A 15,691-nucleotide genomic window follows, 5' to 3' on the forward strand; every position below is an offset into this window, starting at 1 on the left:
CCATGACCGACACCCCCAACACCACTGCCACAAACGCCCCGACCACCTCGGCGAGCGCGACCCCGCTGGGAGCCCCCGGCAGCGACCCGCTGTCCTTCGCCTACTGGGTGCCCAACGTCAGCGGCGGCCTGGTCGTCTCCAACATCGACCAGCGCACCGACCACACGCCGGACTACAACCGCGAGGTCGCGCGCACCGCCGAGCGGGTGGGGTTCGACTATGCGTTGACGCAGGTGCGCTACCTGGCGTCCTACGGTGCGGACGCCCAGCACGAGTCGGTCTCCTTCTCGCTCGGGCTGCTCGCCGCCACCGAGCGGCTCAAGGTCATCGCGGCGGTCCACCCAGGCCAGTGGCCGCCGACCGTGCTGGCCAAGCTCGCGGCGACGGCGCAGGAGCTGCACGACAACCGGTTCTGCCTCAACGTCGTCTCCGGCTGGTTCAAGCGGGAGTACACCGACCTCGGCCTGCCGTGGCTGGACCACGAGGAGCGCTATCGTCGCGCTGAGGAGTTCATCGAGGTGCTGCGCGGCCTGTGGACGCAGGACGGGTTCACCTTCCGCGGCGACTTCTATCGCACCCGTGACGTCACCTTCCGGCCGACTCCGCGCCAGCAGCCGGAGGTCTTCCAGGGCGGCAACTCGACGTCGGCCCGCGCGATGGCCGGGCGGTTGTCAGACTGGTATTTCATGAACGGCAACACCGTCGACGGCGTGGCCGAGCAGGTCCGCGATGTGGGTGCCCAGGCGGCTGCCAATGGACGCCGGGTCCGCTTCGGGCTCAACGGTTTTGCGGTCGTGCGTGACACGGAGGCTGAGGCCCGCGACGTCGTCGAGGAGATCATCGCCAAGGCCGACGCGGACAAGGTCAACGACTTCGGCAACGCCGTCAAGCAGGCCGGTGCCGCCACCTCCGACAAGAAGGGGATGTGGGCCGACAGCCAGTTCCGGGACCTCGTGCAATACAACGACGGCTTCCGCACCGGGCTGATCGGCACGCCGGACCAGGTGGCGCAGCGGATCGTGGACTACAAGCTGGTCGGCGTCGACCTGCTCCTGCTCGGCTTCCTGCACGTCCAGGAGGATGTCGAGCGGTTCGGCACCGAGGTGATCCCGCGGGTGCGCCGCCTCGAGGCCGAGCTTGGCCTGCGGCCGAGGGAGTATGCCGAGCCGCACCTGCTCGAGCCGGTGGGCTGACTGGTGGCGACGGTGGGTGTGGCTGGAGTGGGTGTGGCTGGAGCGGGTGCCGCCGGAGCGGGTGCTGCCGCGGCCCTGCGCGAGCGGCAGCGGCCCCTCAAGAAGGGCTATCAGGACGAGCCCGCGTCGGCACTGGTGCCCAGCACCGCGACGGCGACGGTCGACCAGGCGGGGCTCACCGCCACCGTCTCGACCTGGGCCGGTGACGTCGTGGCGGGACTGCACCCTGCGGCCGGTGGCGATGGGACGCAGGCCTGTTCTGGCGACATACTCCTGCAGTCGCTCGTCGCCTGCGCGGGGGTGACGCTCTCGTCGGTCGCGACCGCGCTGGGTGTCGAGCTGCGCTCGGCCTCGGTCACCGCCAACGGCACGTGGGACGCCCGTGGCACGCTCGGCGTCGACCGGGAGGCTCCCGTCGGCCTGACCGCGATCGAGCTGGTGTTTGACCTGGACACGGACGCCGAGGAGTCGAAGGTGGCACGCCTGCTGGAGCTGACCGAGCGCTACTGCGTCGTGGCGCAGACGCTTGCCGACCCGCCCGAGGTGACCTTCCGGCATACCTGATCGGCGCGCGCCGACCCGAGTCCGGTCTCCTCATCAACCTGGGCACCGTTGCGGCACCTGTGCGATAGCTATATCTGTCGCACAGGCGCCGTAGGCGTGCCCAGGTTGGGGGAGTGATCAGGGGCGAGCCTCGATGACCATGTTGAAGTCGTTCTCGGCGGCCCGGCGGATGCTGCGATAGCCCGCCTCGGTCAGCACCTCGCGCAACCTGGCCTCCCCTGCCTGCGCCCCGAGCGCCAGCCCCACCGGCTGCGACAGTGAGTTGGGTGTGCACATGAAGGTCGAGGCCGCGAAACCCAGCGCAGCCATCGGGATCGTGACCAGGGTCGTGGCCAGGTCGTCGGCGGCCAGGGGCTCCACCAGCACCAGGGTGCCGTCGTCGGCGAGGGAGCGTCGTGCGTGTGAGGCCGCGCCGACGGGGTCGCCGAGGTCGTGGAAGGCGTCGAAGAAGGTGATGACGTCGACGTCGCGGTCCTGATAGCCCTGGCAGAAGTCGACCGCGAACCGCACCCGGTCCGAGACCCCGGCCTCCGCAGCCCGCTCGGTCGCTGTCTCGATCGACTCGGGGTGCACGTCGTAGCCGACGAACTGCGAGGCGGGATAGGCCTGCGCCAGCAGGAGCAGCGGTGCCCCGCGGCCGCACCCGATGTCGAGGACCTTGGCCCCGGAGCGCAGCTTCTCGTCAACCCCGTCGAGAGCCGGAACCCACTCGGCGAGCAGGGAGTTGCGATAGCCGACCCGGAAGAACCGCTCCGTCGACTCGAAGGTGGCTGGATCCTGCTCCGCCCAGGGGATGCCGGCTCCGGTGCGGAACGCCTCGACCAGCTGATCGGTGCGGCGGTGCATCCCGCTGATCAGCGGGGCGGCCCCGATCATGGCGGCGGGCGAGTCGTCTGAGGCGAGCACGGCGGCGTGCTCCGGCGGCAGGGTGAAGGTCCCGGCCTCCGGGTCATAGGTGACGATGCCTACGGCCGCCTGTTGCGAGAGCCACTCGCGCACATAGCGTTCGGCGGTGCCGGTCTCTGCGGCGAGCTGCGCCGGGGTGAGTGGTCCGCCAACTGCCATGGCGGCATACAGGCCGGTGCGGTCGCCGACCACCATCATCGCGGTGGTGGCGCCGCCGGCGAGCATGCCGCCGATCTGCTGGGCAAAGGCTCCGACCTTGTCCATGTTGAGCGTTGGTGCAGTCATGATTCCTCCTGGTTGACCGTGGAGTGCCAGCGTGCGCGCCGAGGGATTCACCAGGGATTCACGGGGGAGCTCACGGGCGCGGCACGCCGCACTCAGGCATAGTTGAGGCAATGCCTGACCTGAGACTCGGCGTGCTCGGAGCGCTGGAGGTCCACGTCGACGGTCAGCTGCGGGAGATCCCCGCGGGCCGTCAACGGGCGGTGCTGTCCTGCCTGCTCGCCCACGACGGCCACCCGGTGTCGGCGGACGCATTGATCGAGGCGGCGTGGGGTGCTGAGCTGCCGGACAACCCGCCCAAGGCGCTGCGCACCGTGCTCTCGCGGCTTCGCTCCCACCTGGGGCGCGACGCGATCGAGCTGGGTCCGGCGGGCTACCGGCTGACGGTCGACGCCGTCGATGCCGACGAGTTCGTGGAGCTGCTCGAGCGGGCCGGGTCGCTGGATGCGGCCCAGGCGGGTGGCCTGCTCGGGCGGGCGCTGGCACTGTGGCGCGGGCCGGCGTTCGGGGAGTATGCCGAGGCGCCCTGTGCCAGGCCGCTCGCCCAGCACCTGGAGCAGCTGCGGATGGACGCGATTGAGGCCCACGCGTCAGCGCAGCTCCAGACCGGTGAGCCGGGCGCGGCCGTGGCGGGTCTGGAGCTGCTGCTGGCCGACCAGCCGTTCCGCGAGCACGCGGTGGAGCTGCTGGCGACGGCGCTCTATCACGCGGGCCGGCAGACCGAGGCGCTGCAACGGCTGCGGGACTATCGAGCGGTGCTCGCGGCAGAGCTGGGCCTTGATCCGGCGCCGGACCTGGCCGCGCTGGAGGGACGCATCCTCGGCCACACGCTGCCACCCGCGGGCGCCATGGGCTCGGGGGAGTCGCCGGGGTCAGGCGGGTTGGGACTGCCGCACTGGTTGGACACCTCGACGGCGTTCATCGGACGCGAGGACGAGCTGGCCGACCTGGTCGCTGCGGTCGCGCGGAATCAGGTGACCGTGGTGACGGGCCCCGGCGGTGTCGGCAAGTCCCGCCTCGTGGCCGAGGCGCTCAGCGCATTGCAGGCCGAGGTCGGTGGGCCGATCTCGGTGACCGAGCTGGCAACGGTCAGATCCGGTGGTGCCGCCGCAGCGGTGGCCGACACGCTCGGACTGCGGCCCGACGCGGCCTCGGTGACGGACGACCTGGTCGAGTTCCTCACCGCCGTGCCCCACCTGCTGGTCCTCGACAACTGCGAGCACCTGCTCGACGAGGTCGGGCCCATCGTCACGACGGTCACCCGGCGGTGCCGGGACGTGCGTGTGCTGGCCACGAGCCGACGACGACTCGGCGTGGGCGCGGAGCTGCAGGTCCCGCTCGGGCCGCTGCGGCTGCCCGAGCAGGGAGCCACCACCGGGGTGCAGGGATCGGCCGCGTCAGTGCGTCTGTTTGGTGACCGCGTCCGGCGGCTGCGCCCGTCGTTTGCGCTGACTGCTGACAACACTGCAGAGGTCGTGGAGCTCTGTCGGCGTTGTGACGGACTCCCGCTGGCACTGGAGCTTGCGGCCTCCCGCACCGCGACGTCCGGCACCGCCGAGGTCCTGGACCGGCTCGGGGCCGACCTCGCCCAGGATGAGCCGGGCGGCCTTGGTGCCGTGGTCGCCTGGTCCGCCCGGCTCCTCGAGCCTGAGCAGCGCGAACTCCTCGACTGTCTCTCGGTCTTTGCCGCCGACTTCTCGGGGGAGTCGGTCCGGGGGGTGGTGGTGCACCTGGACTCGTGGAGCGGTGACGCGACCTCAGCGCTGGCTGAGCTGGTCGAGTCGTCCCTGGTCGCACACCACCTGTCGGGCAGCGGTTCTCGTCATCGGCTGCTGGAGATGGTGCGGGTCTTCGCAGCGCGCAGCCTGGCCGAGTCGGGCCGGGAGCAGGAGGTCCGCGCCGCGCACGCCGCGTGGGTGCGCGACGTCGTCACGGGGATCCGCGCCGACTGGTCCCGAGTCGATGGTGCCGAGGTCAGCGAGCGGTTGGGCAGGTGCAGCGCGGAGGTCGTCGGCGCGCTGCGCTGGGCACTCGACGCCGATGCGCTGGCCCTGGCCAGCGACATCACCCAGGCGGTCGGGCGCTGCTGGCACTGGACCCCTGGGCTGGCGCTGCGCGACCTCATGATCGAGGTGGGGGAGCGCGGCCTGCTCACAGCTGGTCCCGACGTCGCGGCCGGCGTCGCGACGGGCGCGTTCTGCACCGGCGAGCGCGGCGACCTGGTCCGTGCCCACAGTCTCGGCAAAGCAGCGCTAGAGATGTCCCGCGACCCGGACTCGACCGCGATAGCGCAGGTGGCGCTCGCCGTGGCTGCCATGTATTCCGGCGACCTCGACACCTCGGCCCACTGGTTCCGGGCGGTGAGCACGCGGCCCGAGCTGATCGGTGAGGGCAACACCTCGTTGGCGCTGCTGGCGTGCTATCGCGACGACCTGGCCTCGGCGCGCGACCATGCCGCGGTGGCGCTGGCGGCAGGGCCGTCTTCGGGCGACCACTCCCATGCGTTTGCCCGGTATGCCGCTGGCGAGGTCGAGGCCCGCACCGACGTCGCACGGGGCGCAGAGCTGTTGGCGGAGGCGGCGGCCGAGGCTGACCGTGTGGACGCGGAGCAGGTCAGTCGCGTCTCGCGGATCGCGCTGTTCGCGCTGCTGGTGCGCGACCGTCGGCCTGCCGATGCGATGCCGCTGGGGCTGCGGCTCTGCGCGGACCTGCGCCGGGTGGGTGCGTGGACTCAGGTCTGGACCCTGCTGCGGATGCTCGCGGAGCTGTTGACCGATCACGGGCGGTGGTCCGACGCGGCCTTCTTCCTGGGGGCAGCGCAGGCAGCGGCGTCGGCACCGCCGCCCGTCGGCGCCGACATCGAGCGGTATGCCGTGCTGCGGGCTCGCCTGTCCGACCACCTGGGCGCTGGAGTGCTGGGACAGATCGAGGCCCTGGCCGCGGGGACTGCGCGGGCGCAGGTCCTCAGCCGGGCCGAGCGGGTGCTGGCCGACCTCGCCAGTCAAGCCTGACTCGGACCCCCGCCCGTCCTCGTCCGTCCCGAGTGCCTTCCGGATGGTGGGTTGGCTGCGTTTGTGCTGGTCAGCCCTCTGTCGGTGATGGCATGTATGTTCTAATTATGGATCAGGGGTCGGGGTCGGACAGTCACGGTGGGGCCACCGTCGCAGACTCCGACGTGCCCACCCAGGACAACACCGCCCAAGACTGCCCGGCCCAGGACGGCGGGGCCCGGGACGGCGGGGATGCTGGTGGGCGTGGGCCGATGAAGTATCGCCCGGTGATCGGTTCTGGTCCGTTGCGGGAAGCCTCTTCCTGCAGTGGACCGTTGGTCCCGCCCGACGATGCCGACGCGCAGGCTGCGGGCGACCTGGACGGCTCCGGGCGTGCTGATGGTGGTCCGGTGTTGACGGCCAGCGGTCATGAGGTTCCCGAGTTCGCTGCCGGGACGGCGCACATGACCCAGATGCTGGCTGGCGACTTCCCGCTGGCCACGTTGCCCGAGCAGGCACTGGGAGAGACGATCGGCGCCGCGCAGGCTCTGGTGCAGGCCGCGCAGTCGTTGTTGACCGCGGCCACCCATGAGGCGATCTCCCGCGGGCTGCCGGGGGAGTCAGGGCATTCTGTCCCGGACTGGATCACTACCTGGGCTCCGATGATCGACCGCCCCGAAGCGTTGGCTACCGCCCGCGTGGCTGCCGCGATCGATGATGACCGGTTCGAGGCCCTGTCGGCGAAGGTGGCCGATGGCAGTGCCCGCGTCTCGCGGGCCAACATCATCACCCGCCTGACCCAGGAGCTGACCCCGGTCGCGACGAAGGAGTCGTTGCAGGCCCTGACCGATGTGATGACCGACATCGTGGAGACCACCGGGCTGCGTGCCCTGGCCCAGATCGGGACCGAGGCCAAGAAGCTTCTCATCGAGCCTGATGACGATGACGAGCTCGACGACAAGCAAGGCGCCCGGCGCCTGCTACGCCGCACCGGGACCGTGGCCGGCCTGGCCGAGTGGCAGCTCCTGCTCGACGACGAAGCCGAAGCAATCCTGCTCGCGGCCCTGGACCCGTTGTCCACACCGCGCCCCGGCGCTGATGAGCACGGCGCCCACCAACTGGACCCGCGCACCGCCTCCACCCGACGCGCTGACGCCCTGCTCGAGATCATCGGCCGCGGCGTCGCCGCCCCCGAAGGCACCGTCGTCACCGACAAGGCCAAGATCCAGGTCACCATCGGCCACGAGGCCCTGGCCGGCAAGGTCAGTGGCGGGGGGACGACGGCCACCGGTCAACCCCTCTCCGCCGGGACGATCCGGCGCCTGGCCTGCGACGCTCAGATCATCCCCATCGTCCTAGGCGGCCCCTCTGAACCCTTGGATGTGGGGGTGACCAAGCGGTTGTTCACCCCCGCACAACGCAAGGCAGTCCACCTGCGGGACAAAGGCTGCTCCTTCCCGGGCTGCACGATGCCCGCGTCCTGGACCGACCTCCACCACGTCATCCACTGGATCTTCGGCGGCGCCACAGACCTGTCCAACGCCGCCGCCCTGTGCCGGCGCCACCACGTCACCGTCCACCGCTACGGCTACACCGCCACCATCACCGCCACCGAAGTCATCTGGCACCTCCCAGGAACCAGCACCGGGACCCACGCCGCACCCCTGGTCGACACCTAGCGGCCACGCCCCCGACCCCGCCAACCCACACCGGGACAGCGGGGTCACACCCACGCCCAGACCCAGCCAGAACTCTGCAGAACGCCCAGACCCACCGGGAGCGGGAGGTGCTGGGTCTCGTCGCGCGTGGGCTGAGCAACTGGCGATAACCTCTCGCGCCGGCCACGACGATCCGCGATGCTGACCGCATGAGGGACCAGCAGTGGCGCGATGTCGCCGACCAGGCCGCCCGGCTCGAGGCAACGGCCGACTTCTCCGGCGTCCTGCGAGCCACCCGTGGCGACGAGGTGCTCTACGAGTCCTTCCACGGGATGGCCAACCGGGCTGACGGCATACCCGTGTCTCGTTCCACCCGCTTCGCGACCGCGTCGCTGGGCAAGATGTTCACCGCGGTGGGTGTCCTCGATGCGGCCGGGCGCGGCGAGGTCGACCTGCAGGACGCAGTGGTGGACGTGCTGCCGCCGGACCGGCGGCCGACCACGTTGCTGCCCGGGGTCACTGTGCACCACCTGCTTTCGCACACCTCGGGCATCGCCGACTACTTCGAGGAGGACGAGGACCTTCCCGGTTTCCGGGAGAACTACGACGAGATCTGGGACCGGCTGGCCAACTACTCCGTGCGGGACTACGCCGCCCTCCTGCCCCTCTTCGCCGACCTTCCCCCGGTGTGCCCGCCCGGCACGGCCTACCACTACAGCAACGCCGGCTACGTGCTGTTAGGTCTGCTCCTGCAGGAGGTGTCGGGGACGCCCTTTCCCGAGGCGGTCACGACGCGAGTGTTCGCCCCGGCGGGGATGACAGCCAGCGGCTATTTCGCGTTCGACGAGGTCTACCCGGACATCGCACAGGGATACCTGCCGCCGTTGCACCCGGGCGGCCCGTGGCGGACCAACATCTACTCCGTCCACCCGGTCGGCGGGGGAGACGGTGGCGCGGTGGTGTCGGCGCCCGACGTTGAGCGCTTCCTTCGCGCGGTCCACCGCGGCGGGGTATGGCGTGGGGTGACCCCCGAACTGGTCCTCACCCGACGGGCTGGTGAGGAGGGGCAGCGGTGGGCGGTCGGCTACGGCGTTGACATCCGTGAGGACGGGGTCTTCGGCAAGGACGGCGGCGACCCGGGCGTCGCCACGATCTCCCGCTGTCAGCCCGGGACGGACACCACCGCCGTCCTGCTCGCCAACGTCGACTGGGACACCGTGGACGGCATCGGCGACCTGGCGAACGCGCTCATCGACGCGGCGATGCCCGAGGCCTGAGAGAGGGTCTTCGTTTAGCGCAGCGCGAGTCCGACCCAGGAAGCAATGGCGACCGCCAGCGCGACGGGTGGCATCGCCGACTTCCACGACCGCGGATAGACCACGCCTGTGAGGTAGTGGTCGATGAAGCCGCTCTCGCACATCGGTGTTCGGCCGGCGCGCACCCGGGCCCAGTCCTCGAGCGCGGTCAGCGGGCACTCGAGGCTGCGGACCTGACCGGTCACCGCCCACGCCACGGCGGGCAGCTGGAGCCACAGCGCCCAAGGCTGGGCCCAGGCCAGGAATCCGCCGAAGACCACGAGCGCCACGAAGCCCAGGTGCACCAGCATCGTGGCGTGCGCCGCGACCTGATAGGGCAGGCGGCGCGTCATGGCTGGTGCGACGGTCTCGGACACGGTGTCAAGCCTACGGGCAACCCGCGTGCAATCTGGGCCCCGATTTGTGACGATGTCTGTCATGCCCACCGAGCACGCCAACCCTCCTCGGCGTGCCCGCGACCGCAGGCGTGCCACCAACCGTCGCCCACGCCAGGAGCCGAGCCCCCAGCAGCGCACCAAGCGCGTCGAGGCCCGCCGCGCCATGCTGCCGCCCAAGATCAGCTATCCGCCAGAGCTGCCGGTCGCCGAGCGTCGCGACGACATCGCGGCAGCCATTCGCGACCACCAGGTCGTGATCGTCGCGGGAGAGACTGGCTCCGGCAAGACCACCCAGCTGCCAAAGATCTGCCTCGAGCTGGGCCGCGGCATCGAGGGCGCGATCGGCCACACCCAGCCCCGCCGGATCGCCGCCCGCTCGGTCGCCGAACGGATCAGCGAAGAGCTGGACGTCGAGCTCGGCAGCACGGTCGGCTACCAGGTGCGCTTCACCGACAAGTCGACCAGGGACACGCTGGTCAAGGTGATGACCGACGGCATCCTGCTCTCGGAGCTGCAGCGCGACCGTGACCTGCGCAGATATGACACGCTCATCATCGACGAGGCCCACGAGCGCAGCCTCAACATCGACTTCATCCTCGGCTACCTCAAGCAGCTGCTGCCGCGCCGGCCCGACCTGAAGGTGATCATCACCTCGGCCACCATCGACGTGCAGCGCTTCGCCGAGCACTTCGCTGAGCCCGATGGCACCCCGGCCCCCATCGTCGAGGTGTCGGGGCGCAGCTTCCCCGTCGAGATCCGCTTCCGCCCCCTGACCCGCCCCGGACCGCCCGCCAAGGACGGCACCGCCCGCGACGTCGAGATCGACCAGGTCACCGGGGTCTGCGAGGCGGTCGAGGAGCTGTGGACCGAGGACCCCGGCGGGGGACCGGCCGACATCCTCGTCTTCTGCTCCGGCGAGCGTGAGATCCGCGACGTCGCCGATGCCCTCGATGGCATGAACCTGCCCGGCACCGAGGTCCTCCCGCTCTATGGCCGCCTCTCCGCCGCCGAGCAGCACCGCGTCTTCAGCCGGCACTCGGGGCGCCGGATCGTGGTGTCCACCAACGTCGCCGAGACCTCACTGACCGTCCCGGGCATCCGCTATGTCATCGACACCGGGACGGCCCGGATCTCGCGCTACTCCCAGCGACTGAAGGTCCAGCGCCTGCCGATCGAAGCAATCAGCCAGGCCAGCGCCAACCAGCGCTCCGGCCGCTGCGGTCGCCTCGCCGACGGCATCGCGGTCCGGCTCTACAGCCAGGAGGACTTCGAGTCCCGGCCCGAGTTCACCGAGCCCGAGATCCTGCGCACCAACCTGGCCTCCGTCATCCTGCAGATGACCAACCTGGGACTGGGCGACGTCGCCCGCTTCCCCTTCCTGGAGCCACCCGACTCCCGCCAGATCGCCGACGGGGTCCGCCTCCTGGAAGAGCTCCAGGCCATCGACACCGACGCCCCGGTGCACGTGCCGCGCCGGCGACTCACGGCATACGGCCGGGCGATCGTCGCCCTCCCGGTCGACCCGCGCCTGGCCCGCATGGTGATCGAGGCCGAGCGCAACGGCGCCCTGCGCGAGATGTCGGTCATCGTCGCGGCACTGTCCATGCAGGACCCGCGTGAGCGACCTGCTGACGCCCAGGCCCAGGCCGACCAGTCGCACGCCCGCTTCAAGGATGAGGTGAGTGACTTCATCACCCTGCTCAACCTGTGGAGCTATCTCAAGGAGCAGCAGAAGGCGTTGTCCGGCAGCGCATTTCGACGCATGTGCAAGCGCGAGTACCTGCACTACCTGCGCGTCCGGGAGTGGCAGGACCTGCACACCCAGCTCAAACAGGCAACCAAATCACTTGGGCTACAACCAAACTCCAACGAGGCGAACGCCGACCAGGTCCACCAGTCACTGTTGGCCGGGCTGCTCTCCCACGTCGGTCTCTATGACCGGGACAAGCGGGAGTATGTCGGGGCGCGGGGGGCACGCTTCGTCATCCAGCCCGGCTCGGTCCTGCACCGCAAGAACCCAGACTGGCTGATGACCGCCGAGCTGGTCGAGACCACCCGGCTGTGGGCCCGGGTCAACGCGCCGACCGACCCGGCGTGGGTGGAGCGGGCCGCAGCGCACCTGGTCAAGCGGTCCTACTCCGAGCCGCGCTGGTCGCGCAGCCGGGCCTCGGCGATCGCGACCGAGCGGGTCACCCTCTACGGCGTGCCGCTGGTCGCGGACCGGACCGTGCCCTATGGCCGGATCGACCCGGAGGTGGCCCGCGACCTGTTCATCCGGCACGGACTGGTTGAGGGCGACTGGGACACCCGGCACGACTTCTTCCACGCCAACCGGCGCCTGATCCGCGACGTGAGCGAGCTGGAGGCGCGGGCGCGCCGCCGCGACATCCTCGTCGACGACGAGACGCTGGTCGAGTTCTATGACGCGCGGCTCCCGGCCGAGGCCGTCTCCGGCGCGCACTTCGACACGTGGTGGAAGCAGGCCCGTCGCGCCGACTCCACGCTGCTGACCTTCACCGAGGACCTGCTCGTCAGCGGCGACGCGTCGCTGGTCAGTGACCGGGACTATCCGGGGACGTGGCGTCAGGGTGAGCTGGAGTTTGCCGTCACGTATCAGTTCGAGCCCGGGTCGGGCTCGGACGGCGTGACCGTGCACGTCCCGATCGAGGTGCTTAACCGGGTGCGCCCCGACGGCTTCGACTGGCAGGTGCCCGGGCTGCGTGAGGAGCTGGCGACGGCGCTGGTGAAGTCGCTGCCCAAGGAGATCCGCCGCAACTTCGTGCCCGCGCCGGACCATGCGCGGGCGGCGCTGGCTGCGATCGGGGAGCCGCGCGACGAGCAGGAGGCGCTGGTCGAGGCACTGGCCGACGAGCTGACCGCGCGCCGCATCGTGCCGGTGGCGCCGTCCGACTTCGACGTGGACCGTGTCCCGGACCACCTCAAGGTGACGTTTGCGGTGGAACGGTCCGTGGCTCCGGGGTCGAGGCGGGGGCGCAGCCGGGCTCGGGTCGAGCTGCTCGGCGAGGGCAAGGACCTGGCCGCCCTGCAGGCCGAGCTGGCCCCGGCAGTGCGGACCACCATGTCCCGCGCCGCAGCCAGCATCGAGAAGACCGGACTGACCTCGTGGACCGGCGCGCTCGGCATACTCCCCGAGACGTTTGAGCAGCAGGTCGCCGGCAAGCCGGTGGTCGGCTATCCCGCGCTGGTCGACACCGGTGAGGCGGTCGACGTGCGGGTGCTCGGCACGGCCTCCGAGGCGGACCGGGCGACGCGCGTCGGGGTGCGGCGCCTGCTGCTGCTGGGCACCACCCCGCCCTGGAAGCGACTGCTGGCGCTGCTGACGAACCAGCAGAAGCTGTCGCTCGGGCACAACCCGCACGGGTCCGTGCCGTTGCTGCTGCAGGACGCCCTCGCGTGCGCGGTCGACTCGGTGGTGGCGGAGATGCCGGGGGCTCGGGTGCGCTCGCCGGAGGAGTTCGATCGGGCGCTGGCGATCGTCAAGCAGCAGGCGGTGCCTCGCGTCCTGCAGATCGTGGAGAGCCTGGCGCCGATCCTGGACACGGCGCGCGCGGTGTCGCTCGGCCTGCAGGGGCTGACCGCGCCGGCGGCAGCCGAGATGGCCACCGACCTGCGTCGCCAGCTGGACTCGCTGATCCGGCCGGGGTTCGTGGCGGACACGGGCTATCGGCGGCTGCCCCACCTGAAGCGCTATCTGGCGGCGATGGCCGAGCGCCTCGAGAAGGGGGCGCAGGACCTGGCCCGCGACCGCGAGCGGATGGTGGTAGTCGGGGCCGTCGAGGAGGAGTTCACGAAGTTCCTGGCCGGTCTGGCGCCGCACCGGCGGGCCGACGAGGACGTCGTGGACATCGGCTGGCTGCTGCAGGAACTGCGGGTCAGCCTGTTCGCCCAGCGCCTCGGCACACCGCAGCCGGTCTCGGCCAAGCGGATCTATGCCGCGATGGACCGCGCGGAAGCCCCCCAATTTTCGTAGTGGTTTCGTCGGCCCGCCACGCCTTTTCGTAGGGGTTTCGTCGGTCGCCCACGCCTTTTCGCAGGGGTTTCGTCGGTCCGCGCCGACTGGCGACCGATGAGTTGGGCCGCGGCGGCGGGTCACCACTGGCAGGGACACCCGACCGGCGGTGTCCACGACGGAAGGGCGATCCGCATGGCCACGCTCGGCAGCATCATGCTCGGGACCACCGATCCGGACCGGCTGCACCGTTGGTACACCACGGTGCTCCCGCCTGACAGCGACGACGTCCAGGGCGACTACCGGATCCTCGGCTACCGCGGGTTCTATCTGTTCATCGACGGCCGCGACGACGTCCAGGCGACCCATCCGGACCCGGCCCGCACGATCATCAACTTCGAGGTCGACGATGCGCGCGCAGCGGCGGAACGGATCGAGGCCTTGGGCGGCAGCTGGGTGGCGCCACCGGAGGACCGCGACGGCAGCCACTTCGCGACCGCGCAGGACCCGGACGGCAACTACGTCCAGGTGATCCAGCTCAGTCCCGAGCACCTGGCCGAGATGCAGGTCAACGCGTCCGGTGCCCGGCCACCCGTCGGAATGGTGGCCGGTGAGGCGTTCAGCGGCTTCTCGGTCGACGACCTCGCAGCGGCGCAGGCCTTCTATGCCGACGTCCTCGGGTTGCAGGTCCACGCCGGTCCCGAGTCGATGCCCCTGCTCAACCTGGATGTCGGGGGCCGCAAGATCCTGGTCTACGAGAAGGGCGCCGGCCACGTGCCCGCGACCTACACCGTGCTCAACCTCCCGGTCCTGGATGTCGAGGCCGCGGTGCGAGACCTCGTCGGCCGGGGTGTGGAGTTCGTGCACTACGACGGTATGCCGCAGGACGAGCTGGGCATCCACCGCGGCGGTGGCCCGCTCATCGCTTGGTTCAGCGACCCTGCCGGGAACGTGCTGTCGGTGATCGCGCGGGACTGACGTGGTCCAGATCGTGACGCGAGTCGCGGTCCGAACCTCGCAAGAGTGGCCGGCTACGGACCGCGGGTGACCGTGGCCGTGTCCGCCAGGACGGCTGGGTCGTCGCTGCCACCGATCACCAACTCGCCGATCACCGTCTCGCCATCGGACTCATAGACCGGGACGCTGAAGGTCTTTCCCAAACGCTCCTGCTGCTGGACCAGGGCTTCCTCTGGTGAGCTCGGCGCGGGCCCCCCGGCGGCATTCATCTCAGCCACATAGGCATAGCCGATCTGACCATTGGTGGCGATGACCGTGACCAGGTCTGGCTCGCCGTTCTCGTTGTGCACCCCAAACGTCTCGCCCTTGGCGTTGACGCCCCACTCGGTCACCTCGGTGCTGACATAGGTCGTCGTCACCCGCCACCGGGCACCGTCAGTGGCCCGGATCTCGACGGACTTCTGCCCATCTGCCAGGGCTACGACATAACCGGCTTGGGACTGCCGCCCCAGCTCCTCGCCGTCTTCCTCGGAGCAGATCATCCCGGCACCATCTGGATACTCAAAAGTGCCGGGGCCGAGACAGTCGAGCACGATGTCCACGCCAGTCGACTCCGCGGGCGGCTCGCCGAGTTCCACGGTGGCCGTCCCGGTGCCGGTGACGGTGCGCGGTTCACTCAGTGGCGTGACCCTGGTCCCGCCGAGCAGGTCCTCCTCCAACGCCGTGGCACTGCCCGGAGCGATCGCCGGCTCGTCGGGCAGCAGTTGCGTGGCGAGCGGCACGGCGAGAGCGAGCACTACCGCTCCCGCGGCCCCGCCCACCACGGCCTGTCGGCGTCGCCTCCGACGCACGCGCTCGCGGATCTGCTCGAACCGGTCCACCGGGTCCCTCAGGTCGGGGGGCAGGTCGTGCAACTGGTCGGTGACGCGGTCCGTGTCCATCACAGTTCCTCCTTGATGAGCGTGTCCTGACCGATGACGTCACGCAGCCGGGCCAGCCCCTTGGCGGTCTGGCTCTTCACGGTCCCGGCGGAGCAGCCCATGATCTCGGCGACGGCCTCGACGGAGAGGTCATCGAAATAGCGCAGCACCACGGACTGCCGCTGCCGCACGGGCAGGGTGGCGAGCGCATCCATCAGCACCAGCCGGTCGATGATCTGTCCGCTCCGGTCTTGCTCGGCATACAACAGCGGGGGTATGCCGTCACTCCCCGACGTCAGATCAGTCGACTTCTCGCGGGTCCAGAAGCGAGACCGCCAGCTGGCGTTGGTGCGCACCATCACCTGGCGCACATAGGCCTCGGGGTGGCCCTGTCTCACACGCGACCAGTGCGGCCACGTGCGGGCCAGGGCGGTCTGCAGGAGGTCCTCGGCGCTGACTGCGTCGCCGGTCAGCATCCAGGCAGTGCGCAGCAGGGACGGCGACCGCCCAGCCACGAACTCCCGGAATCCGTCCGGCTCACGCATGAGTCCTCCTGTG

At 70.5% G+C, this 15,691-nt stretch carries 11 protein-coding genes; 7 read left to right on the forward strand and 4 right to left on the reverse strand.

Annotated elements, in window-relative coordinates; all coding sequences use genetic code 11:
• Positions 1-2: 2 nt before the first annotated feature.
• Together sfnG and NF557_RS05790 are read left to right on the forward strand one after the other, a co-directional pair.
• Positions 3-1,193, forward strand: coding sequence for a dimethylsulfone monooxygenase SfnG (sfnG, locus tag NF557_RS05785; RefSeq protein WP_252622545.1), 1,191 nt, complete (start codon positions 3-5; stop codon positions 1,191-1,193).
• A gap of 33 nt (positions 1,194-1,226) precedes the next feature.
• Positions 1,227-1,757, forward strand: a complete 531-nt coding sequence (locus tag NF557_RS05790) for an OsmC family protein (RefSeq protein WP_252622547.1) — start codon at positions 1,227-1,229, stop codon at positions 1,755-1,757.
• A gap of 117 nt (positions 1,758-1,874) precedes the next feature.
• Here the strand turns inward: NF557_RS05790 and NF557_RS05795 are convergent, their stop codons facing one another.
• The gene (locus NF557_RS05795) at positions 1,875-2,948 is read right to left on the reverse strand and encodes an SAM-dependent methyltransferase (protein WP_252622549.1); all 1,074 of its coding nucleotides are present in this window, start codon (positions 2,946-2,948) and stop codon (positions 1,875-1,877) included.
• Positions 2,949-3,058: 110 nt separating this feature from the next.
• On the opposite strand from NF557_RS05795, the gene NF557_RS05800 reads away from it, so the two are divergent.
• The 3 genes from NF557_RS05800 (at position 3,059) to NF557_RS05810 (ending at position 8,870) form a co-directional block, all read left to right on the forward strand.
• Positions 3,059-5,956, forward strand: coding sequence for an ATP-binding protein (locus NF557_RS05800; RefSeq protein WP_252622552.1), 2,898 nt, complete (start codon positions 3,059-3,061; stop codon positions 5,954-5,956).
• Between the two features lie 107 nt (positions 5,957-6,063).
• A complete protein-coding gene (locus NF557_RS05805; protein WP_252622553.1) occupies positions 6,064-7,614 on the forward strand; it encodes an HNH endonuclease signature motif containing protein in 1,551 nt (516 codons plus the stop codon).
• 188 nt (positions 7,615-7,802) lie between these two features.
• Entirely contained in the window at positions 7,803-8,870 is a 1,068-nt protein-coding gene (locus tag NF557_RS05810) for a serine hydrolase domain-containing protein (protein WP_252622555.1), read from the forward strand.
• A 14-nt stretch (positions 8,871-8,884) separates the two neighbouring features.
• On the opposite strand, the gene NF557_RS05815 is transcribed toward NF557_RS05810, so the two are convergent.
• Entirely contained in the window at positions 8,885-9,265 is a 381-nt protein-coding gene (locus NF557_RS05815; protein WP_252622557.1) for a DUF2784 domain-containing protein, read from the reverse strand.
• 61 nt (positions 9,266-9,326) lie between these two features.
• On the opposite strand from NF557_RS05815, the gene hrpA reads away from it, so the two are divergent.
• Complete coding sequence (gene hrpA, locus NF557_RS05820; protein ID WP_252622558.1) at positions 9,327-13,277, forward strand: ATP-dependent RNA helicase HrpA; 3,951 nt, start codon at positions 9,327-9,329, stop codon at positions 13,275-13,277.
• Positions 13,278-13,373: 96 nt separating this feature from the next.
• Positions 13,374-14,234 carry a VOC family protein gene (locus NF557_RS17690; RefSeq protein WP_306255188.1) on the forward strand — a complete coding sequence of 287 codons (861 nt, stop codon included), beginning with the start codon at positions 13,374-13,376 and terminating at the stop codon, positions 14,232-14,234.
• A gap of 53 nt (positions 14,235-14,287) precedes the next feature.
• On the opposite strand, the gene NF557_RS05835 is transcribed toward NF557_RS17690, so the two are convergent.
• On the reverse strand, positions 14,288-15,154 hold the full coding sequence (locus NF557_RS05835; protein ID WP_252622560.1) for a peptidase M56 family protein: 867 nt from the start codon (positions 15,152-15,154) through the stop codon (positions 14,288-14,290).
• Positions 15,154-15,678 (reverse strand): SigE family RNA polymerase sigma factor, encoded by a 525-nt coding sequence (locus NF557_RS05840; RefSeq protein ID WP_252622562.1) that lies wholly within the window; start codon positions 15,676-15,678, stop codon positions 15,154-15,156. Before NF557_RS05840 ends, NF557_RS05835 begins: the two co-directional genes overlap by 1 nt.
• Positions 15,679-15,691 lie beyond the last annotated feature (13 nt).

Source organism: Ornithinimicrobium cryptoxanthini (assembly GCF_023923205.1).
In the GTDB taxonomy this organism is placed as follows: domain Bacteria; phylum Actinomycetota; class Actinomycetes; order Actinomycetales; family Dermatophilaceae; genus Ornithinicoccus; species Ornithinicoccus cryptoxanthini.